Below are 22,800 nucleotides of genomic sequence, written 5' to 3'. Positions count from 1 at the left end.
TCTATACGTACTGCCCTACCTTTTCTCATCTAAAGTGTGAGCTGCGCCCCAACCCATGGGTAATTCGTTTTTCCCAACCTGTCAGCTTGAGAGTTTGCGTATAAAACGACAGAGCGGCCGCGCACAAAATCGGCGGGTTGCATTGGTATTGAGGTAGCCAATTAAGCTTTTCAGTCACCCAGTACAATCAGTCACTAATATGTTTGCATATAATTGTACAGTAAAAAATATGGCGCCAATTGGCGCCATATTTTATGTCTCTGTCAGCTCTTTTTTATAAATTCATTAAAAACCTATCTATTGCCTGACGCGCTGATGACGATGCATTGTTATAAGCCGTTTTGGCATCGGCGCCATCACCATTGTGACGCTGCACTGCCTCGTCGATAGAGCTGGCCACACCATCGTGCATCAGGCTTAAACTGCTAGCACTGCCGTTGGCGATATAACCGGATAAACCCAATCCCCACAAGGGTGCGGTACGGAATTCACCTTCACCTAAATCATGTAACAATAAGTCGGTAAACGGGTGAATGGTTTGATTGGCAAGCTCAGGAAAAGCCGTATCGCTGCCGGTCGTAACCGTCGGTTGGTGGCAAGCTGCACACCCTAGGCTTTCGAACTCGGCCAGACCTTGTGAACCCGCTAGATTTGCGCGGGGTACAGGTACCGCGAGGAGCGAGGAATAAGTCACCAAATCATGCAAGTGGTCGGCCGAAAGCTCTGAAGGACCAAACTCGGCCACATGAGTGCCCACGCCAATATCATCGTGTAGCGCCTTAGCCACTTGGTGCTCGACACTAACAGCTTCAGCACGCCAACCAAAGCGGCCTATTTGCTCGACACCATCAAGGGCAATACGGCTCACCGTGCCACCATTTTCTTGCGCCCAGGCCTCGATTTGCGAATCCGAAATTGCCTCGAGTAGTCCCAGGCCAATCATTTTAGGCGGCACAACATCGGCTCCCGTTTGCATTTGTCCGACACTGTTATTGGTATGGCACTCGGTACAGCTCGACTGCACTGGATTACTGGCTTTACCAGCCATTTCCGGAAAGGGCAAGTTGCCGCCGATAGCTTGCGGCCCCGGCATAAACTGCTCGATATGATTACCATTCACAAAGTTGGTATGAAACAGGCGACGCCCTTGTAACCAATTTTGAATGTTCGAAGGATTCATATTGTAAGCGTGTTGCATAAACGAGAAACGACGCTGATTGCCTCCGGTTTCGGATAAGTGCGGCACTGTAGTATCACCACCCAACTTGGCAAATGCATCGTTAACAGCAACTGGACCAATCGCCGGATCTTGGTTATTCACCACAAACCCTTCGCCCAAAACATATTTGAAGGTCTGACCGTAGTAATTCACGTTGTCACCGGTCACCTGGGCGCGATCAAAGTTTATGGTCACTTCAAATTCAACCTGCGCTCCTTGAGCAAAGGGGCGCGGGATGTTTTGATCCGGGCGCATCACCGCCTGCCACGATGTCGCTGCGGCGCGCTGCGCTTGAGTCGCGTTACAGGCGGCCAAGATCGAGCCATCGGGCATAATTAAGTCCATGACGTAGCCGTAATAAAAATTGGTCTCGTCGCCGTAAAATTTGTGATACCTAAAGTTGGGCGACTGCTGGTTACAATCTTTACCATTGCCCGAGGCATCGCTCATCGCTAATGGTACCGCGCTGTCTAAACGAACCACCACGCAAGGGTCTGACGTGCCGCAGGCAGCTTGACGCTGACTGGCTGCCTCAGGGCGAGTGTAATCGCGCAACTCTAGCGCGCCGTAACGCGCGCGCCAGTATTCGATATTAAAGTTGTTAAAGTCATTGCCCGATAGTTCATGACGCACCCGATAGCGCTCGGCAACGTTGGCAATCACCACACCGTTTTCAACGCGTACCCCACCGGCGCCGCCAAAACCATTATCGGCACCGCTACCATTATCACCGCCGCCCGAACTGTCACCTCCGCCAGAATTGTCGTCTCCACCGGAGTTGTCACCACCGCCGGTATCATTACCGCTGGCATTCCCCGATCCGCAAGGTGAGCTGGTGACGCCGTTACCCGGCGCAATACCGCTGGCGTCAGCAATGCACTGACTCGATGCGTCGTCCTGTACTTTAAACTGCAAATCGTAGCTTTGGCCGGGCGTTACATTGCTAAATGTGTATTGATAGCGGTTGCCATTTAAAACTGCCTGACGGCAATCGCTGTTCAAACACAGATAAGCCCAAGCACCAGTCTGGCCGCCATCAATATGGTAAAGGGTACCATCACTTTGCAAACCAAAGGCGTAACCGCCCACTGCGGGTGACTCCGGCTCTGCGGCTGGCGCTTCGGGAGTCGCCGTGATACGAGCAGAGGCATTTTCGCCCCTTGAATTTACCGCCACGACCACAAAGTCGTAGTCAAAGCCGTTGTCCAAACCGGTCACTGTCAGCGCTGTCTGGTCGGTGCTCTGACTGTCTTGTAAGGCGCCAGTGGCGTAACCATACTCAACGCGGTAACCCGTAGCGCCAGAGACGGAGCTCCAGCTTAATTGCACCTGCGCATCGCTCGCGCTTGCGTTAACCACCGGAGCATGGGCCGGCGGGCTAATGGACGAGCTGCTGCTTGACGATGACTCTGAACTGGCCGCCGAGCTGCTGGAGCTGGACGCACCGCTGCTGCCCAACATCGCACAGCTTACCTCGTAAAAATCATCTGCAGTCGGCCCCGGCAACCAATCGACCTGGCTGTAATTACCCTGTACGCGCAGCGAGAACTCATCGCCACTGTCGCACTGTAAATCAGATTGATACAGGTAGCGCCACTGACCGCCAGCCAAGCCGGTTTCAGTCGCCCCGGTTATGGTGGTAAACGACCACTGGCCGTTCTCATAGGCCGATAACCACATGCCTCCGCTTTTTTGCTCATCGAATGTGTATTCGAGCAAAAGCTCACCGGCAGAGTTAAGGCTAACGTCAATAGGGGCCGCCTGGGCGGCTATAGCGCTGCTTATCAGCGTAACGGCGCCGGCGACAATCGCCAGCTTAAAAGGTATTTGTTTCGACATAATCACAGTCCCGTTATTGTTATTGGCCAGCTCGTTACGGGTCCGTCCGGTTCGAGTGCTTGAGCTACGACGCTATCGCCCCCACTATGCCTAGACAAGTTCGAGTTTGCGTTACGCCTATTAAAAAACCCAGAAAGTCGAACTTTGACAAGCTCGAACCCAGCAGCAATACACGCCCGCACTGCAGGTCGCAACAATTGCAGCGGGTAAAAGTCAGTCAATCGGTAGCATTAAATTTATTGCGGAGCCTTTTCTTTTGCACCCTGTTCGCGGTACTGGTTGGGTGTCATGTCGGCGTATTTTCGAAACAACGTAAAGAACGACGACTTAGAGCGAAAACCTACCGACTCATAAATATCTTGCACCGATTTATCGGCCCAGCCCGGCGAGCGTAAGCGCACACAAGTCTGCTCGAGACGGTAATCATTGATGAATTCAAAAAAGTTTTTATGAAAATAGTGATTAATAACGTGGGATAAATGCCGGGGCGGCATATTCAACTGCTGGGCTAAACGCTCAATATTAAGGCGGGGCCGCGCATAGAGCGCTTCGTCTCGCATGCGTTGATCAAGCTCGCGCAATGTCTCGCCGGAAGGGGCACTGCTTGTTTCGTCGCGCTCGTTGGGCCACTCGGGCACTTCACTTACCTTCTCAATATTGCGCGAGTTCATAAGGCCCGCCACAATCACAAAGCTCACCATTAATAGCTCGACAAAACTGGGCAGGTGGGTAATCACCTCTTGCAGATACCACGGCGCAAATGGGTAGGTAAAAGGCGGCAACACCTCCATGACCCAAATAGCCAAAAAACCCCACGCGAATATTTTTAACCAGCGAAAATCTAAACTTTCGACGGTACAAAACCGGTCTTTTAACCGCTCGGAGTAACGAGCGATGGCCAAAATACTCGCTACACCATAAGCGGTAGAAACCATAAACCCCACGGAGCCGATCAAAACATAGGGGCGCCACAACAAAGTCTCCCACCAGGGGCCCCATACACTCAACGCAAATAGGGTCGCGAGCAGCCACACCACCACGGGTATTAGATCACGGTGATGATATTGATAACGACCAAACGTCAAGGCTCGTAAGTAGTGGTACAACAGTGGCCCTTGTAGGTAAAACACCAGCGCCGGCAACGCAAAGCTCCACTGGCCAGCATGACTCAAAAAACCCGATAAGTACGGGTTGTAAGTTATAAAAAAAGCCAGCTGGCCCAAACCGATTGAGGCGACAAACAAAGTCAACAAGTGATGGCTGGCCGTTTTCTCACGCCGGCACTGCAACAACACCGCAAAAATCAGCCCCTGTAGGGCCGTCATCCACAAAATAAAATCGTAGAGATTAAACAATGGCTGGTTTAACGTTTGTAACAACATGGCTCTAAATCACCTAAGTGCCCAGCCCACGGGCAGTGCGGGCAAGGCGTTATTATTGTGTTCATCCATGGTGAAGGTACCTACAGCACCGGTAAAAGTAACTTTGGCGCTCTGATCATCCGAAAACACCTACAGCGTTATCGTTAACATAGAAAAAATCAAGCGTAATTACCTCAATTTAGGCGAGCGTGTGACCGGCTAAGCAACCGGCATAAAAAAAGCCCGGTAAAAACCGGGCTTTTTAGCAAGAACCTATGCCGTAAACTTACAGCGTCTTAACAAAGGCTTGCACCGCCTGCTGCTGGCTGGCAGTTAAGTTATTGTAAGCACTGGTAGCGCTTTGTGCATCACCACCGTGCCGGCCAATGGCGTCCGCCACACTGGTGGAAGCGCCGTCGTGCATATACAGCATGTCGTGACCGTTGCGCTCTAGCAGGTGGATGTTTTGCCCGATCCCCCACAAAGGTGCAGTACGGAACTCGCCCTCGCCCAAGTCCCAAGTTTGCATATCGGTGTAGGGGCGAATGGTCAGGTTTCGCAAGTGTGTCGGCGCATCGGCACGGGTGTGCTGCACCGGCGTGTGGCAACTGGCGCAACCAATATCGGTGAACAAGACTTCGCCTTCGCTTACGGCGGGGTCGCTGTATGTACCGGGGTCCCGCGCCGGTACTGTTAGTACCTCGACGTAGGTGGTTAACAGCTCAAGCAAGCGCGGCGGCATCTCGGCCGGATCAACACCATGGTCTACCACCAGCGCTGATTTAACCTGATCGGCTACGGTAGGCTCCGACCCCTCCCAGTTAAAGCCCGCCTCACGACCTTCGATGGCCTCAAGCAATTTTACACCGTACACCGGTGGCGGTAAGCGCATTCCTTTACCCGGCACGTTAACCGGCTCGGTACCCCGGCCATCGCGGAAGTGGCAGTTACCACAGGTGTTATTACCGATTTGCGCATCGGGATCGTTAAACAAATGCGAGCCCAGTTTGTTGGGGTCAATACCATGAAACAAGTGATGCCCTAAGATAAAGTCATCCACCATATCTTCTTTGTGCAAGGTCACCATAGGCTGAGTAAAGATGGCGTTGTGCTCAAGATCGATATAACCGCCCGAGTCAGAAAATACCTGACTGGTACCGGCTTTACCGGCGGGATTCAAACGCGGATCACCATACTTACCACACCAGCCACAACCCACCACATAGTGCGAGAAGTCATTGTAGGTTTGCGCACCGGTGGCACCGGCAACCGCCGTCACCTCAAAGCTAATCACCTGGCCATAACTGTAAGCCGAATCAAAACCGGGGTTTTGCGTTAAGGCAAAAAACTGTTGACCATTGGGTCCGCCAGCGGTGTTGCGCATAGATTCATTACGCAAAATACTGCCGTTTAAACCAAAACCTAGGTGTACATCACCCGGGGTATCTTCGGCCCAGATTGTGTAGCGATCCAAGTTGCGCAAACGATCATTGTTGTGATGTGCATCCAGTACTGCCGCGGTGGTGCCGTCTTGGGTAATGGGGTGACGAAAGCGCATCCAGTTAGATGAACCATCGACAAATGGCTCGTAGTTGTACGGGTTTACCCGCGCACCTTGGGTGGTAAACAAACCGGTCCAAATCCACTGAGTGGCCGGGTTGTCGTTAAGAGCATTGGGGTGCAAGTAACGAAAATAGTAGTTGTAATCACCACTACACGGGATGGTCGCTGTGCCGCCCGTGACCGCCACTTTTTTAAAGCTTAAGTCACCATCATCCGAGCAATGCATTTCCAAGCCCGAATCACCGGTTTGCTTAATAATGTACTGCCCCCAACGCCAGGTTAACTGATCGCCGTCAATGTCAAAGGCAAAGCCGTGACTCGTGGGTGGGTGACCGTTCTCGGGGGTGGCCAGCGCGTATATAGGGTTAGCTCGCGGTGGCGGCCCTATTTCGCCGTCGGTCAGCGAGTTGCTGGTCCAGTCGAGGTGCGCATATGGCGAGTCAGGGTCGATATTACCACCGGGGTCACCGCCACCATCATTACCTCCGGTATTCCCGCCATTGTCACCACCGGTCGCACCGCCGGTGCTGTAATCGTAACGCGGAAACTGGTCGCTGCTAAAGCCCGGCACTTTTAACTGCGCCGTAAAATTACCGCTGGATAAGTTGGCAAACGTGTGCTCGTAGCGATCACCGTTTAAACTCGCCGTGTAGCAATCAGCTTCTAAGTCGCGACACAGATAAAAAGTGCCTGAGTCGGGCCAGCTGTCTTGCACTGCAAACCACAAGGTTGCACCGCTGACGCCAAATGGCTCGTCGCCGCCATTGCTACTGCCATCATCCATTGCCGTTACCTGGATGCTAACTTGATCACGCACACCGGTTAAAGTGTGATCGGCCTCGGCTAACTCAACCGCTAGCGTATGGGTGCCAATCGTTAGATCAGCAATCATAACGTCGGCTACGCTGTAGAGGGGGCCCTGATCTTCGCCGTTAATAAAATAGTGCACATGGCTATCGTTTTGCGCCACTGGCCAATTATTAACGTTAAAGCTAAGGGTTACCGCATCAGCTTCGGTAAAACTTGCGCCGTTTACAGGTGAGGTAATACCAACGGTACCTTCGAGCACGGGCTCGTCACTCACTTGCACACTGGTATTCGCTGTTGCCGTAGCGCCATCGTCGTCCGTTGCCGCGACACGGAACTGCCAGGTACCGGCTTGATCAACGGTAACGCTAAAACCGAAAGGTGCATTGGCTTTTGTGCTAACGAGTGTTTCACTAGCGCCGGGCACAGTAGCATACAGTGCAACCTCACTGATCGTGCCATCGCTGTCCGAGGCATTGGCCGTCAGGTTTACCGTGTCACCTACCATGGCGGGCGCGATGTTATTTAGGCTAACGCTCGGTGCTTGGTTGGCAACTGGATTGCCACTGCCGCCGTGTAAGGTAAAGTCCAACAAGTCGACGTTCATCGCGGCATTACCGTTTTGGTAACGCAACTCTACAGTCGCACCTTCTGGGACCTGGGTATTGAGCGAGACAGTGTTGTAGTTGCCTACCCATGAACCAGTACTGGTAAACGGCACCGACACATCGACGCCATTAACACGCAACGTTATATTACCGGACTGCTCCGAGGCGTAAGTGATGCTAACGGTATCAGCCGCTGGCGCACTCGCAATGCGTAGACCGGCGCCATTGTTGCTTATATAGGCTACCCCCTGCCCGCCACTTGCGGCAGAGTCTGGGTACAACTGTGCGCCGCCAAATACAGTAGCCGACTCAGCCTCAAGGGTTAAGCTTGTTGGCGTAGCATTAGCGCCGCTGTCTTGCACCACGGTTTTACTGATGGTGGTTTCGGCCGTGGCACCTTCGTTATCGGTGGCAACCGCCCGAAACTGATAGTTACCAGCAGTACTGGCAACCACATCAAAAGTATGAAGATTACCTGCCACTTGACCGACCAAAGCCTCCTCGGCGCCGGGCGCACTCACATGCAAGGCTACGGTCGCAACGCTGCCATCGCTATCATTTGCGTTGACATCAACTGAGACAATGCCACCTTCAACGACAACGCCTGCCACGGCATTTGCGGCAACGCTCGGGGCTGTGTTGCTGGGCGCGCCAGTGCCCGAACCACTGTTCGTCTGAGTAAAAGTTGCCTGATCTTGCACCGTGTACTGGCCGGTTTCATTATCCTGTACTTTAAACTCAATGCTGTACGTCTGGCCTAGTGTGCCGCTAAAGTTGCGAGTAAAAAGGCCCTCGGCGCGAGTGGCCGATAAACAGTAAGAGTCTAAACACAGGTAGGCAAATCCAGCTTCCCAGTCTGGGTTATCCTGATGAAACAGCTGCAGCGTGCTGTCGTCGATATAGCGAATACCAAACTCTTCACTCGGCGTGGGATTGCCACCGCCGTTATTGTCAGCGACTACCGATTTAGTAGCGGACGCTTCATCGGTATTGCCGTCGTTGTCGGTGGCCACCGCGCGCAACCCATAACTGCCCACCGCACTGGTAGTCACGTTAAAGCTCGCGCTCGCGCTTTGCTCGGTACCGACCAATACTTCGCTGGCGCCCGGTGCGGTCAGATACAAGCTTACCGACACCACACTGCCATCGGCATCGCTCGCGCTCACGTCGACACTAAAGCTATCGCCGGCAATCACCTCGCCATTTTGCGCAACGAGGTTTACATCCGGATCTTGCGGATTGCTTGAGCTCTGATCGCCAAAGTTTAAATCATCAAACAAACTGGCACCGGCGCGAATAAAGTCGCTGCCGTCGGTGGCGTTTTCCCAGCGAGTTAGAATAGTGTTATTGGCCTGAACACGGCTGTCGCCCCAGTAACCTTCGGGTCCAAATACGCCGTCGTTAGGGTTCCAGCGCGGCTGTGCATCCCAGTTGGCGTTGATGTAAGTAATACCGCGCAATACGTCTTTGCTACCGCTCGAGTATTCGGCAATAAAATCAAAGTAGGGCTGGTACCACTCGTTCCAGATTTGGTCCGCCGACTTATTCACGGCATTGCTGCCAAAGGCGGCATCAGGTGAATAGGTTAGCGCGCCCGTTTTGTAACGCTGCGGGGTCGACTCGTTTATAAACAAGGGCTTATTGTGAGTCACGGCAAAATCGGCAACTTTGCGCACCTCGGCCCAGTTACAATCTTGTGGCGCAAAGTACGAGATACCCACCCAATCGACCACATCATCACCCGGATACCATTCATCGGGGTTAATCGGCACGGGGCAGTAAGTAGCGGTTTGCCACACCAGCGCGATGCGATCGTCAAATCCCAGCTGTTCAATACGGTTGTGGACGTATTCAAAGGTGGATTTAACGGCGGCGGGGTTGTGATTGTTCCAGGGGCCATCGACCTCGTACGCCCAGCGCAAATATACCGGGCGATTATAGCCGCCCAAAGTGTTCAGCAGCGTATCGATATTGGCGTTGTAATCTCCCGCCGCGACTTGGTCGATCACGCCGTTCATGGACACACCCACCACCAGCGCGCGGTCGGGGTAAGTCGCTGCCAATTCGGCAACATTATTGCGCCCCGCACCGGCGTCAGCGTTATTGCTCAGACCATCTAAATTGGCAATACCCACGTAATTGGTAACACCGGCCGGCTGCGTGCCGACCGCCGACACATACTCTCCGATGCTCTCAATATCTTGTCCCACCGACAGCATAACGCCGTCGTCCGGCACCAAGGTACCACTTACGGCGAACGCCTGACCGGCGCTGAGCGCGACGCTCAATGCCAGGCTCCGGCGACCCATAGCTTTCCAGTATCTATTCATGTGAACTCTACCTTTTATTGTCATTTATAAGGTGACTGTCAATCGGTCAACAAACAAAGACCAATCGGTAGGCTATAAAAACGTGCATAATCCTGGGGAACAAGTTCTAGCTTGCGTTGCTAGAGCGTGGCAAACGCACCCGTGCACTTGAGTACGTCAGGCGTATTATCGGCGAGTTCGTTTGCGCTACGCATACACAAACTCTAACGCGCTAGCGCCCGCCGCTGGCGGGCTGCAGCGTTATCGGCGGTGGCGTGGTGACAACATTAAACGACAGCGGAAAACCTAAGTTACGACTTTGACCCGCGTAAAAAACAAGGTTCGAGGTTCGCCTTAGCAGCAGACGAACCCAGCAAAGATGAGCCAAGCGCCATTATCCGGCCTGATCACGATACTGACTGGGCGTCACCCCCACTTGTTTACGAAACAACGTAAAAAATGACGAGCGCGAGCGAAACCCAACAGACTCGTAAATTTCCTGAACAGAACGATCGCGCCATTGCTCGCTGCGCAAGCGTATTTTCACTTCGGCAATGCGGTAATCGTTAATAAATTCGTAAAAGTTTTTATTAAAATGGCGATTGATAATGTGCGACAGCTGACGGGCGGGCAAGCCCAACTGTGTCGCCAAGCGCTCAACATTTAATCGCGGCTGAGCGTAAAGCTGCTCATTTACCATGCGCTCGCGAATTTGCTCCGCCAACGTCTCGTTACACTCATCTGCACCAGCCACGGCTTTCGGCTCCGAGATAACCCGCGTAAAGCGCGCATAAAACAGACCCGAAAACACCACAAAACACACCAGCATGAGCTCCAACAACCCCGGCAAGTGCGTTACCCACTGCTGCAGCCACCAGGGGGCCCACGGGTAAAAAAACGGTGGTAACACCTCTATCACCCACACCACGACAAAGCCCCAGCTCATCACCCTAAGCCAGCCGTACTCCATCGTATCGATGGTACAAAAGCGATCTCTGAGTCTTTGTGAATACTGGCGAATATACGCTAGGGTCGCAACGCCGTAGCATACGGACAGCAAAAAACCGACTACCCCCACCAACACAAACGGCCGCCAAAACATCTGTTGTAAAACAGCCGAGTAGTGCAACGGATCGATGACGACTAGCACCACACAAACCACACCCGGCACCGCATACTGCCAATACCATGGGTATTGCTCGGCGGTTAGCGCCCGCACATAGTGATACAACAAAGGCCCGTGCAGGTAAAACGTAAGCGCCAATAAGCCGTAGCCTGTATCGCCAATCACCGGATTTAAGCGGTTAAAAATAGCAGGGTTATAGGTCAGCAAAAAGACAATTTGGCCCAGCGCCAGCGAGGCAATAAAAGCCGACAAAAGCGTATGACTCAAACCCGGTGCGCGCCGGCACACTAGGAGCGAGCTGAACATCGTGCTCTGCACAATGATCATGATAAGAAGTAGATCGTAAAAATTAAAATGGGCTCGGTTAAGCCATTCCAGAAAAAAATGCATCGAAAACACCCGTACGCAGAAACCACCACCCTTACTATGGGGCCGTAGATACTGAGTTATGATTATCCTGTTAAGGTGACCGCTTAAAATCCCTCTGGGCGGGTATCGTGCACTTGGGCATTATTTTATTTATAGCGGTAGGATGCCTCCAACCGCTATTTTTTGCAACTCACGCCAACTCGTCCCAAAGCGGCCTGCGCTGCTCATCCAGCAATCGATTGCGATTAATATTATGTGTGTGACTTGTTCATCATGGCCGCTTTGGCGCGACGCTTTTGCAGTTGTTGCCAGCGCCAGTAAGCGCGAATACCCAGCAAAGCAGCCGTAATAACGCCATACAAAACAGCATCAAAGTAGCTGGAGCGCACTTGCCATAGCACATGAATCCAACCTAAAAAAAGCGCCAAATAGACAAACTTATGCAACCGCTGCCAGTTTTTACCCAGCCGGCGCATCATGCCTTGCGTAGACGTCACCCCTAGGGCGATCAAAATTAAAATAGCGGGCGCACCAGCGGTAATATAGGGACGCTTCGCAAGCTCAGAAAAAAAGCGCGACATATCGAGCCCCAGAATAAACACCAAGTAGCTAAACAGGTGGCACAAGGCGTAAAACAAGGCAAAGAGCCCCAACATACGTCGGTGGGGCATCAGCCAGCGCCACTTTAAAAAGCGCACCAACGGCGAGACCGACAGAGTAAAAAACAAGCTGTAAATGGTCCACTCGCCAGTAAACAACACAATGGTTTTAGCGGGGTCGGCCCCCAGCTGCTGAGTCACCGTGGCATAGCTAATCCACGCAAAGGGCGCAAGTCCCAATAACAGTATGATAACTCGCCGCCAGAGAATGGGAGGCATGTTTTCCCCTTAATTGTTACTCGGATTGATAGCTAAGACCTACTCGTTAGAAGTTCTTACGTAGGTCTAAGCCTTTATACAGCGAGGCCACTTCGTCATAGCCATTAAACATTTGAGTGTCGATAATATTGGGGCTAAACAATCCACTGGGCAAACGCCGCTCGGTAGCTTGTGACCAACGAGGATGATCCACTTTAGGATTAACGTTGGCGTAAAACCCATACTCGCGCGGCGCCGAAATATTCCAACTGGTAGGCGGCTGCTCTTCAGTGAATTCTATTTTGACAATCGACTTAATACTTTTAAAACCGTATTTCCAAGGCACTACCAAACGCAGTGGCGCGCCATTTTGATTGGGCAACGCTTTGCCGTATAAACCCACCGCCAATAAGGTCAGCGGGTGCATCGCCTCAGCCATGGTTAAACCTTCAACATAGGGCCAATCGATGGTGCCAAAGGCACTGCCCTGCGCCGGCATCTGCTCGGTGTCTTTTAATGTGGTAAACGCCACATACTTAGCGCGGCTCGTCGGATTAAACTGCTTTAACAGCGAACCCAGCTCAAAGCCGACCCAGGGAATAACCATGGACCACGCCTCTACACAGCGCAACCGGTACACTCGCTCTTGCAGCTCGACTTTGCTAAGAATGTCTTCTAAGTTAAATGACCCGGTTTTACCCGCTTCACCGGCAACCTCCACCTTCCATGGGTGCGGCTTTAAGGTGTCGCTGTGTTTGGCTGGATCGTCTTTATTGTAGCCAAACTCATAAAAATTATTGTAGGTGGTGACGTGTTTGTAGGGCGTTAGTTTATCGTTTACCTCGGAGGTATCCGCCGCCGCGCCGGCGATTTTTTGGCTCAGCCAAGCGGGGCTTGCGACATCAGCGTCAGCCACAAACGAGGGCTTTGCCACAGCACCGGCCACACTGCCCGCCGCAACCGCTGCGCTACCCAGCGCCAAACTTTGGCGCATAAACTGCCGGCGCGCCTGGTAAATGGGCTCTGGCGTGATCTCGCTGGTTGGTATACGGGGCGGACGTTGAATCAACATAGCAGCGGTATCCTGTTGTTTAAGCTCATAGAATAGAGTGAATAAATACTGAGACGCCAAAAAACGGCATTTGTTACAGTTACGGCGCTATCGGCCAATTGGATGTACTCAGTATTGATGTGAGTACACAATACCTCAAAGGTAGACCACTAATGACCCAGAATGAGCTTATCGAGCGCGAAATTCACAATCTTTATCTGAGCGAGTCGCGCCGGGTGTTAGCCACATTGATTCGTCTATTGCGTGACTTTGAGCTGGCCGAAGAAGCGCTCCACGACGCCTTTGCCGCCGCATTGACGCAGTGGCCCGCTTGCGGCATACCCGCCAATCCGCGCGCCTGGCTAGTATCTACCGGACGCTTTAAGGCAATCGACCATATTCGCCGCCAACAGCGTTTTGGCCAACTAAGCGATGAAATGGCCGCGCTGTGTGACACAGACGCCCCCGAGCCACTCACCGATGACGACCGAATTCCCGACGATCGCTTGCGCCTGATTTTTACCTGCTGCCACCCCAGCCTAAGCCCGGAGGCCCGCACCGCACTGACCTTGCGTGAGATCTGCGACTTAAACACCGAAGAGATCGCCAGCGCTTACCTCTGTAAACCGGCCACCATCGCGCAGCGTATTGTGCGGGCCAAGCGCAAAATCCGCACAGCTAACATTCCCTACGAGGTACCTGGCCCCAGCGAACTAAGTGAACGCTTACACTCAGTGCTACAAGTGATTTACCTCGTTTTTAATGAGGGCTATAGCGCCAGCTCTGGTAAGCACGCCACTCGCACCTCACTCGCCGACGAAGCGATTCGCTTAGCCCGGTTACTGCACGAGTTACTACCCAACCCAGATGTCAACGGGCTATTGGCGTTAATGCTGTTGAATCATTCTCGCAGCAATGCCCGCACCAATAACGCAGGCGATATCATTCCGCTAGAGTCGCAAAACCGCGAGCTTTGGGATCGCGCCGCCATCAACGAAGGTTGCCAGCGGGTGCGCGAGGCATTAACCGCCGGGCCTGCCGGCATCTATACCCTGCAGGCTGCCATCTCGGCGGTTCACGCCGATGCCCCTTGCTGGGCTGAGACCGATTGGGCCGAAATTGTCGGTCTATACGACCTACTGCTGCACCAGCAAAACTCACCGGTTGTCGCCCTTAACCGAGTCGTTGCACTGTCCTATCGTGATGGGCCAGACATCGCTCTTACCGAGCTTAACGCCTTGCTCGCCGCCGGCGACCTCGACCAATACTGCCCCGCCTTCGCCACCCAGGCCGATTTACTTCGGCGCTTAGAGCGCTTTGCTGAGGCAGCCCGCGCTTATCGCCTGGCGCTTAGCCTAACGGCTCAAGAGCCCGAGCAAGCTTTTTTACAGAAGCGTTTAGGCGAGTGTGAAAAAAATCCTCCCCTGTCGATTAACACCACGGCCACTCGACTATAACGTTATCCACACTTAATCATATGCATAAAAAGGCTCCCTTATGAAATACATTTGTTTGGTATACAGCGATGAAACCGACCTACACGGCTTACCCGATAGCCCCAAAGACCCTGAGTGCGCCGCCTACGCCCAGTCGCTGCTTGATAAAGGGCAACTATTGGCCGGCGACGCATTAGCGCCGGTTGCCACTGCTACCACGGTGCGCGTGCGCGGCGGCGAGGTACAAATAACCGACGGCCCCTTTGCCGAAACCAAAGAACAGCTGGCCGGCTTTTATATGATTGACGCGCGGGATTTAAACGAGGCGCTGCGCATCGCCCAGGGCATTCCTCCGGCACGGGTAGGCAGTATTGAAGTTCGGCCCGTTCGGCAACTGCAGCTAGATTAAAAGTTTTACGCATTGTCGAAACCACCCATTGCCAAACGACTGGTTAGACAACCTAACAAAGGAGTTATGCCATGGAGTTTTTTATCATCATAAAAGCCAACGCCAATACTGAAGCAGGCGTTATGCCCAGTACGCCATTATTGCAAGCGATGGGCGATTTTAATCAGCGCCTCAGCGAAGCCGGTGTGTTGGTGTCGGGCAACGGCCTACACCCAAGTTCGCGCTCGGCGCGGGTGCACTTTAGCGCTGCCGGCCGCCATATTGAGCACGGCCCCTTTGCCCTCACCGAAGACACCATCTCCGGTTACTGGGTATGGCGCTTACCCAGCTTGGACGCCGCGTGCGATTGGGCCGCGCAAATCCCCAACCCCGATAACGAGCACTACTGTGTTGATAGTCGGCCTATTTTTAGCGCTGACGATTTTGGTGGCGCACTCACGCCCGAGTTGCGTGAGCGCGAAGAAAAACTCGCGCGACAATGACAAAACAGGGGGAGCCATAAAAGTTACCCCCTGTGTGTTTGACAACGGACTGCGCCTAGGCTTTTGTTTTTTACAGTAAGTGCTTAGGTGTACCGGTCAGCTGTAAAAGCGCCTACCGAAAAGCGCCTGACTGCGCCCTCCCCGCCACTTAAACCTCATCTCCTCCGCTCTCCAAAATTAATTTTGGTCAACCAAATTGACGCATAAATAATCGAAAAATTTCAGATATACAAAAAAACACATAAACAACGCTCATCCAGAACCACAATTACTGCTTTTAATTCATATGCTTACATAAAAAAGTAAAAACTGGACTACAATCTGGACAATCATTGGGTTGACATAAAATGTAATATTAGATTTACTACAGAACGAATTCAGTCAAGCTACAGGCCTTAAGTTGGAGAGTGCCATCAGGCGCACTCTGAGTCGTATTTTGAGAGCGAAGTCGTTGGAGTCCTCATCTCTGTCATCTCGATGACAGCTTTAGCACGAGCCTCGCAAGGGGCTCGTTTTTTTACACAAAAAAATAAGTGCTAACGGAAATAGCAAACGCTTTCCCAGCAATGCATCGAGGCCACACCGGCAACGCCATTTTTTAATAATAAAAGCCGGCGCGGCACATTATCTTTCTAACATTTAATAAATATAAATCACTGAAAAGGAATGACACCTATGAAACTTGTGCCAAGTTGTATGGTTGCTACTACGCTGATCTTAAGCGGGTGCGGAGGCTCCGGCTCTGACTCACCTCCGGTTACGTCTTCTAGCTCTTCAATTATTTCATCCAGCTCATCTTCCGTTGTTTCTTCCAGCTCATCGTCAACGGTCTCCTCTACCTCATCTTCGGATGAGTCTTCATCTAGCTCATCGTCTTCGGTTGTGTCGGGCACTGCTCCGATTGCCGGTGATTTTAGCTATGAAGATTCTGTGCCTGAGGTTAATTGCAGCCAAGTGTTTACATCCGCCTCCGAATTAGAAGACGCTGCCAACACCGCCATGACAGCTGGCACCACCCTCTGCCTTGCCGATGGTAACTACTCCGGCTTAGAGCTTGCCTTTGGCGGCAATGGCACCACTGACAGCCCCATCACCATTGCCGCCGAAAACCCAGGTGCGGTAACAGTCTCAGGAGAGGTTAGAGTCAAAATGGGTGGCTCTTACGCGGTACTGCAAGGCTTTATTTTTAAAGATGGCGCGCCCGGCAGCAGCGAGTTAATTTCCACCCGTTTGGGCAGTGGCGAGCTTTGCAACCACTGTCGTATCACCGAAGTCTCAATTATCGATATGAACGTAGACGGCGATGACACCAGCAAATGGGTTTACGATTACGGCGCCTACACCCGTATCGATCACAACTGGTTTGCCGGCAAGACATCTCGCGGAGCACTATTAGTGGTAGACCGCTGGATCCCCGACGGCACCGACCCTACCAGCGCGCAAATTGACTACGCCAAAATTGACCACAACTACTTTGGCGACCGCGCCCCCACCGAAGGCAAAGCCTACGCCGACAGCGGCGACAACGAATACGAGGCCGTGCGCATCGGTTTAAGCACCAGCCACACAGGCGATTCCTTCTCGGTGGTGGCGCATAATTATTTTGAACGCATCGAAGGCGAAGCCGAGGTAATCTCTAACAAAGCTGGCAATAACAGCATTGTGCACAACACCATTCGCGACAGTTATGGCTCCATTACTACCCGTCACGGTGCCAACACCACTATCACCAATAACTTTATATTTGGCGATGATCATCCCTTTGCCGGCGGCTTGCGGATTATCGATGGCGGCCACACCGTCACCAACAACTACATCGAGGGTGCGCGTTATAAAAACACCACCCATCACGGCGGCATCGTATTAATGGGTTCAGATTCAAGCCCCAGTGACAGCGGCTACCAGCAACTGGAAAACGTGTTAGTGGCCCATAACACGGTAGTCGATAGCGTCAACAGCCTGAACGTGGATGGTGGCAAAAAATCCAACAATCCGCGGGATGTTTTTTTAGTCAACAACATTATCGACAACGCGATTGGCCCCATTATTACTCAGACCGCCGATGGCATGCCCGGCGGCTCTAGTGTTATTGCCGGCAATATTGTTTATGGCACCGATGGGTTTGCGGATGACAGCGGCCTAACCAGCGTTGCCGGTATTACCGAGGTCGATGCCCAGCTCGAAAAAGGCGCCGATGGCCTGTGGCGCCCCAGCGCAGATAGCCCCAACCTGGATGCTGTTGCCGCCGATACCGGCAACTTTGCAGCGGTTAGCTCTGATATGGATGGACAGGCACGCGCGGGTACAACACTCGCCGGTGCCGATCACCCATCAAGCGACACGGCCACAAGCTTCCCGCTTACATCAGAGATGGTAGGGCCCAAAAGCTATACTCCCCCCAAAAGCAAAGGCTATGTTGTTAAAGTGCCCATTGCCAACCACGATTTTGATAGTGCCGCAAGCAGCTGGGATTTTATCGCGCCGGCGAGCGTAACCACTGACGACGCTGAGACTTTCTCTCGCGGCAGCTCCGCAAAGGCCGAGGGCAACGGCTGGTTCAGTCAAGAGGTAACGCTTGCAGAGAACACCAACTACACCTTGTCCGCTTTTGTTTTAGGCCTCGGCCAGCTGGCCGTCACGCTCGACGACGGCACTCAATTCGATAACACAGAAGACTCTAGTGAGTTTGAATTTAGAACCTTAAGCTTTAACTCGGGCACAAACACATCCGCGACTATTTTTGGCCGCCTGCCCGAGACAGCCACGATCTCGGTCGACATTGAAAACGCCAACTTCGATGATGATGTGGACAATGGCTGGAGCATTATTGAAAATTCTGGCGACGATAAAGAAACACAAGGTTTAGGCGACGTGGGTGACTCAAGCAACAACGCCTCCAGCGACGATTCGAGTGGCTCGGCCAAAATCGGGTATCGCTACGCCGCCGACAGTGGCAGCACGCCGGGGCTGTATCAGGTGGTAGACGGCCTGGCCCCTAACACCGAACACACGTTGTCCGTGTACCTTCTGGTGAAAGATGGCTACGACTCCTCCGTTACCTTTGGCGTAAAAGATGAAGTCGGTGAAAGCACTATTGCAAGTAAATCGGTTGATTACGATACGTTGAAACATGGCGGCGCACCCGAGTCGGCAGAAGATAACTATTACCAAGCCAGCTTAAGCTTTAATAGCGGCAGTAATGGTTCGGTACGGGTATACGCTGAGTACGATGCGCGCGAATTAGCCCCAGAGCATAATCCTGGTGTTCCCAACGAGATGTCGAGCGACGATCGCAAAATTTACGAATTGCGTATCGACGATTTCGCGCTAGAGTTTCAGGGCGCGCCACCGGCAAATGCAACAGCTGTCTTTGATAGTTTTAGACTGGTATCGCACGAGTCGATGTAACATCATCGATGTCACTATATAACCTCAAGCTTGATGCCAGGAAAGCAACCCTCTGCTTTCTTGGCGTCGCGTGGCAGAGCTAAAAACTACCTCATCGAGCTGTTTGCACCCAACCCCACTTTACTTTAGATAAAAACCGCAGCAAAAAAATGCGCGGCGTTAACGCATTAACACCTGCACTCGGAGCCGGCGTTTCTCCATACTGTTTTTACCATTTACTAGCACACATATTGGGCAGTTTGGGGCGTGTGTTTTATTCGCAATATGCGTTAACTATTTAGGCGGCTCACTTTAGTCGGCGGTGGCGCCGCGTTTACAGTTAGTGATGTATCGGCACTCTCCTCTGGCGGCAGTGGGTACTGGGCCAGCACCGCCTGCGCCGTCTGTTGTATTTTCTCGATCAACTCGGGCGGCCCCAGCACTTGTGCCTTGGGGGCAAAGCTCATTACCCGGCAACGGGCCATGTCTAAATCGGCGGTACTGTACTCGACCACTAAACTGCCATCATCGCGGGTTTCCATGGTGTCCCAGCAGCAGGCGTAATCCCGCGCTAAGTCTGCGTACTCGGCACAGAACAACAAGCTCACCCGAGTCATGGGGCGGTCGTCGGCGTCTTGGCTTAAATACAAGCTCGGATCAAAGTCGGCAGGTTTATCAAAATGCGATTCAAGAAGTTGCAGCGAGAGTATCCTATCGACCCGAAACGAGCGCATGGCGCCGCGCAAATGGCAGTAGGCCACGCAGTACTGCTGGCCCCAACTGTAAATCAGTGCGTAAGGGTCGATACGGCGGGTTTGTGCCTGAGCGCGGCCACGCCCCTGATAGACAATATCCAACTGCTGGTTGCGCCGACTGGCTTGGTAGAGCGCCTCCAATGATGGCTCGTTAACACTTGGGTTAGCGCGCGGCAAACCACGGGTTAACAGACTGTCTTGCGCCCAGCGCACCTCGCGTAGCTGCTCTTCAGGCAAAACATTGGCGATTTTGCTCATGGCGCTCTGTGCCGTGGTTCGAAACAGGTTACCCCACAACCCCGAGATCACCGAGGTGCCCAAAGATACCGCCACTGCCTCTTCCGGCGACAACACCAACGGCGGCATACGATAGCCACGCACCAGCGAGTAACCGCCCTGAGAGCCGCGCTCGGCGTACACTGGTACACCCATCTCCTCAAGCATCGTGATGTAACGCTGTACGGTGCGCACCGAGACGTCCAGCGCCTCGGCTAAGCGCGAGGCCGGGGTGTTGGGCTCGCGCTGCAGCAGCATTATCAGGTTTAACAAGCGTGTTGCGGTATTGGCCATCGGGCCTCCTTAGCGGTGTCACAGCGAGTCCAGCGACCAGACCAACCAGCAAACCATCGACGTAAAGATATATAAATACCTGCACTGCGACTCATGCTAGCCGAGCTATACGTCAAAAACTGTCGTATATACCCCTTAGCATGCAATTTTAATTCACCGGTGTCGAATACCCCCGCACCCGCTCGACAAGTTTGAAAACACGAATGCCCCTGAATAACAGAGGCACCCTAAGCACTTTTGCATACCACCGGGCACCGAGCTACGGCGGTAAATCATTATTACAGGGAGGATTCACTATGTTTGTCTGCCAACCAGCTGCGCGCCCCTACCCGGGGACCAAGCGCCGAAACCGGCCGATAACAGCATACCTGCGCGAGCTGACTGAGCTGTTAACGCAAACTGGCACGCGCGATGCGCGACGCGTGCAAACCGGCGTTAATATCTGTGCCTGGCAACTGCGCCAGTTTGCCGCCCGCCAATACGAGACTTACTACCCGTTTTTGCACGAGTACGACCCAGTGCTGGCCAACCGCTTAGAGGACCGCCACTTAAAGTTCGCCTCGGCGCTAGATAGACTGGAGTGCGCCGCCCACAGCGAGACACTGGGCCAGGCGCGCAGCTGTGTTCCGGCGCCCACAGTGGCGCAACTTTGGCGTCGTTTTAATCGCGATTACCGGGCCCACCTGAACGAGCAGGCCGCCACTTTGCTGCCGGTGCTTAGCCGCTACGAGATTGCGCCCGTAGCGGGTACACCCGCCACAATAAACTCTATACTGTAGCCCGCTATCGCTCAGTTTTTGTTATACCTTTATCACAAGGAGATAATGTGTCAGATATTCTCACCTTAGAGGGCGTCGAAAAAACCTACGACACGGGGTTTACCGCACTCACAGACGTTAATTTATCCATCCGGCGGGGCGAGATATTTGCCTTATTGGGCCCCAATGGCGCCGGCAAAACCACCTTGATTGGGATTGTCTGCGGCCTGGTTAAAGCCACCGCGGGCCGCATTATCGCCGATTCCCACGACATCCAACGCGATTTTCGTCAGGCGCGTAAACTTATAGGCTTGGTGCCCCAAGAGCTCTCGGTCAATATTTTTGAGAGCGTGTGGGACACCGTGCGTTTTAGTCGCGGTTTATTTGGCTGCCCCGCAGATGACGCCTACATCGAGCAGCTGCTTAAAACTCTATCGCTCTGGGACAAAAAAGACGCCCGTATTATGGCGTTATCGGGTGGCATGAAACGCCGGGTGCTCATTGCCAAAGCGCTGGCGCACCAACCCAATATTTTATTTTTGGACGAACCCACCGCCGGCGTAGATGTCGAGCTTAGACGCGACATGTGGGCGATGATTCGCCGTTTGCGCGAAGAAGGGGTAACGATCATTCTTACCACTCACTATATCGAAGAGGCCGAAGACATGGCCGATCGCATCGGGGTAATCAACAAAGGCAAACTGATGTTAGTGGAGGAGAAAAACGCACTAATGCGCGAGCTGGGCCGCAAAAGCTTAACGGTTTTTCTTAGCCAGCCACTGGCGCAATTGCCTGCCAGTTTAACCCGCGATGATTTGCAACTTGCCGAGGACGGCACCAGCCTAACCTACCGCTACAGCACCGCCGAGGCGGATTCGGGCGTATCCGAGCTATTGGCGCAACTGAAGCACGCGGGCATCAATTATCAAGATTTACAAACCCGCCAAAGCTCCCTGGAAGAAATTTTCGTCTCACTGGTGGAGGAAAAAGCATGAATCACTATGGCGTAAAAGCGATTTATTTTTACGAGCTGGCCCGCGCCTGGCGCACCTTAATGCAATCCATCGCCTCGCCGGTACTGTCGACCTCGCTGTACTTTATTGTGTTTGGCTCGGCCATTGGATCGCGCATCGTCGAGATCGACGGCATCAGCTACGGCGCATTTATTGTGCCTGGCCTATTGATGCTAACCATTTTAACCGAGAGCACGTCCAACGCCTCATTCGGCATCTATATGCCTAAATTTACCGGCACCATTTACGAGGTGTTATCGGCACCAGTTTCCGGCGTCGAGATCGTTTTGGGTTACGTCGGCGCCGCCGCCACTAAATCGGTTATTCTAGGGCTCATTATTCTCGCCACCGCAAGGCTGTTTGTCGATTACTCGATTATGCACCCAGTGTGGATGTTGCTGTTTTTGGTATTAACGGCTCTCACATTTAGCTTACTCGGATTTTTAATCGGGCTTTGGGCCAACAGCTTTGAGCAACTGCAGATTATTCCCATGATGGTTATTACCCCTTTAACCTTTTTAGGCGGCACATTTTACTCCATTAATATGCTCCCCGATTTATGGCAAAAAATTACCCTACTCAACCCGGTGGTGTATTTGGTCAGCGGATTTCGCTGGAGCTTTTACGGTAGCGCCGATGTGCACATAGGCGTCAGCTTAGGCATGATTGCGCTGTTTATGACTATTTGTCTCGGGCTTATTATCTGGATCTTCAGAACCGGCTACAAACTCAAACCTTAACGCCTACGTTTTGTGCATACGTATTCATTCACTATGTATACGTATGCAATTTCTCCCCTCTTGCGCGCTATCGTACTCTCACGCTGATAACAAACGTTTGGCCTGTCTTTATTTATTCGTCCTGTAACAGCGCCAACTACC

General features: G+C 52.8%; 15 protein-coding genes. 7 read left to right on the top strand and 8 right to left on the bottom strand.

The annotated features are described in order from the left end of the window. Positions 1-274 precede the first annotated feature (274 nt). From AACY82_RS06690 to msrP, 6 genes are all read right to left on the bottom strand, one after another. Positions 275-3,058: a di-heme oxidoredictase family protein gene (locus AACY82_RS06690; protein ID WP_339616008.1), complete on the bottom strand. Its 2,784-nt coding sequence runs from the start codon at positions 3,056-3,058 to the stop codon at positions 275-277. Between the two features lie 236 nt (positions 3,059-3,294). Continuing rightward, positions 3,295-4,440: an AraC family transcriptional regulator gene (locus AACY82_RS06685; RefSeq protein ID WP_339616007.1), complete on the bottom strand. Its 1,146-nt coding sequence runs from the start codon at positions 4,438-4,440 to the stop codon at positions 3,295-3,297. A 265-nt stretch (positions 4,441-4,705) separates the two neighbouring features. Next, positions 4,706-9,727 carry a family 31 carbohydrate-binding protein gene (locus AACY82_RS06680; protein WP_339616006.1) on the bottom strand — a complete coding sequence of 1,674 codons (5,022 nt, stop codon included), beginning with the start codon at positions 9,725-9,727 and terminating at the stop codon, positions 4,706-4,708. A 373-nt stretch (positions 9,728-10,100) separates the two neighbouring features. Further along, complete coding sequence (locus AACY82_RS06675; protein WP_339616005.1) at positions 10,101-11,099, bottom strand: helix-turn-helix domain-containing protein; 999 nt, start codon at positions 11,097-11,099, stop codon at positions 10,101-10,103. A 353-nt stretch (positions 11,100-11,452) separates the two neighbouring features. Beyond that, positions 11,453-12,079 carry a protein-methionine-sulfoxide reductase heme-binding subunit MsrQ gene (locus AACY82_RS06670; RefSeq protein WP_339616004.1) on the bottom strand — a complete coding sequence of 209 codons (627 nt, stop codon included), beginning with the start codon at positions 12,077-12,079 and terminating at the stop codon, positions 11,453-11,455. A 46-nt stretch (positions 12,080-12,125) separates the two neighbouring features. Next, complete coding sequence (msrP, locus tag AACY82_RS06665) at positions 12,126-13,130, bottom strand: protein-methionine-sulfoxide reductase catalytic subunit MsrP (RefSeq protein ID WP_339616003.1); 1,005 nt, start codon at positions 13,128-13,130, stop codon at positions 12,126-12,128. Between the two features lie 152 nt (positions 13,131-13,282). Here msrP and AACY82_RS06660 point away from each other — a divergent pair, with 152 nt between their 5' ends. The 3 genes from AACY82_RS06660 (at position 13,283) to AACY82_RS06650 (ending at position 15,436) form a co-directional block, all read left to right on the top strand. Then, positions 13,283-14,566, top strand: a complete 1,284-nt coding sequence (locus tag AACY82_RS06660; RefSeq protein ID WP_339616002.1) for an RNA polymerase sigma factor — start codon at positions 13,283-13,285, stop codon at positions 14,564-14,566. Positions 14,567-14,606: 40 nt separating this feature from the next. Further along, positions 14,607-14,954, top strand: coding sequence for a YciI family protein (locus AACY82_RS06655; RefSeq protein ID WP_339616001.1), 348 nt, complete (start codon positions 14,607-14,609; stop codon positions 14,952-14,954). A 71-nt stretch (positions 14,955-15,025) separates the two neighbouring features. Continuing rightward, entirely contained in the window at positions 15,026-15,436 is a 411-nt protein-coding gene (locus AACY82_RS06650) for a YciI family protein (protein WP_339616000.1), read from the top strand. Between the two features lie 653 nt (positions 15,437-16,089). Here AACY82_RS06650 and AACY82_RS06645 read toward each other — a convergent pair. After that, complete coding sequence (locus AACY82_RS06645; protein ID WP_339615999.1) at positions 16,090-16,329, bottom strand: hypothetical protein; 240 nt, start codon at positions 16,327-16,329, stop codon at positions 16,090-16,092. Here AACY82_RS06645 and AACY82_RS06640 point away from each other — a divergent pair. Further along, positions 16,319-18,844, top strand: coding sequence for a polysaccharide lyase 6 family protein (locus AACY82_RS06640; protein WP_339615998.1), 2,526 nt, complete (start codon positions 16,319-16,321; stop codon positions 18,842-18,844). The two genes, AACY82_RS06645 and AACY82_RS06640, sit on opposite strands and share 11 nt — an antisense overlap. Positions 18,845-19,113: 269 nt before the next feature. On the opposite strand, the gene AACY82_RS06635 is transcribed toward AACY82_RS06640, so the two are convergent. Next, complete coding sequence (locus AACY82_RS06635; RefSeq protein WP_339615997.1) at positions 19,114-20,148, bottom strand: YafY family protein; 1,035 nt, start codon at positions 20,146-20,148, stop codon at positions 19,114-19,116. A 296-nt stretch (positions 20,149-20,444) separates the two neighbouring features. Between AACY82_RS06635 and AACY82_RS06630 the strand changes: the two genes are divergently transcribed. Genes AACY82_RS06630 through AACY82_RS06620 form a run of 3 tightly spaced genes read left to right on the top strand, consistent with a single transcriptional unit; the run spans position 20,445 to position 22,659 of the window. Further along, the gene (locus tag AACY82_RS06630) at positions 20,445-20,927 is read left to right on the top strand and encodes a hypothetical protein (protein ID WP_339615996.1); all 483 of its coding nucleotides are present in this window, start codon (positions 20,445-20,447) and stop codon (positions 20,925-20,927) included. A 47-nt stretch (positions 20,928-20,974) separates the two neighbouring features. After that, positions 20,975-21,901: an ABC transporter ATP-binding protein gene (locus AACY82_RS06625; protein ID WP_339615995.1), complete on the top strand. Its 927-nt coding sequence runs from the start codon at positions 20,975-20,977 to the stop codon at positions 21,899-21,901. Further along, positions 21,898-22,659, top strand: a complete 762-nt coding sequence (locus tag AACY82_RS06620; protein WP_339615994.1) for an ABC transporter permease — start codon at positions 21,898-21,900, stop codon at positions 22,657-22,659. The genes AACY82_RS06625 and AACY82_RS06620 overlap by 4 nt, the downstream gene beginning before the upstream one ends. Positions 22,660-22,800 lie beyond the last annotated feature (141 nt).

It is taken from the genome of uncultured Gilvimarinus sp. (assembly GCF_963972205.1).
Classification (GTDB): domain Bacteria; phylum Pseudomonadota; class Gammaproteobacteria; order Pseudomonadales; family Cellvibrionaceae; genus Gilvimarinus; species Gilvimarinus japonicus.
Note: the sequence above shows the minus strand (reverse complement) of the source record. Positions and strands in the feature narration are given on the sequence as shown.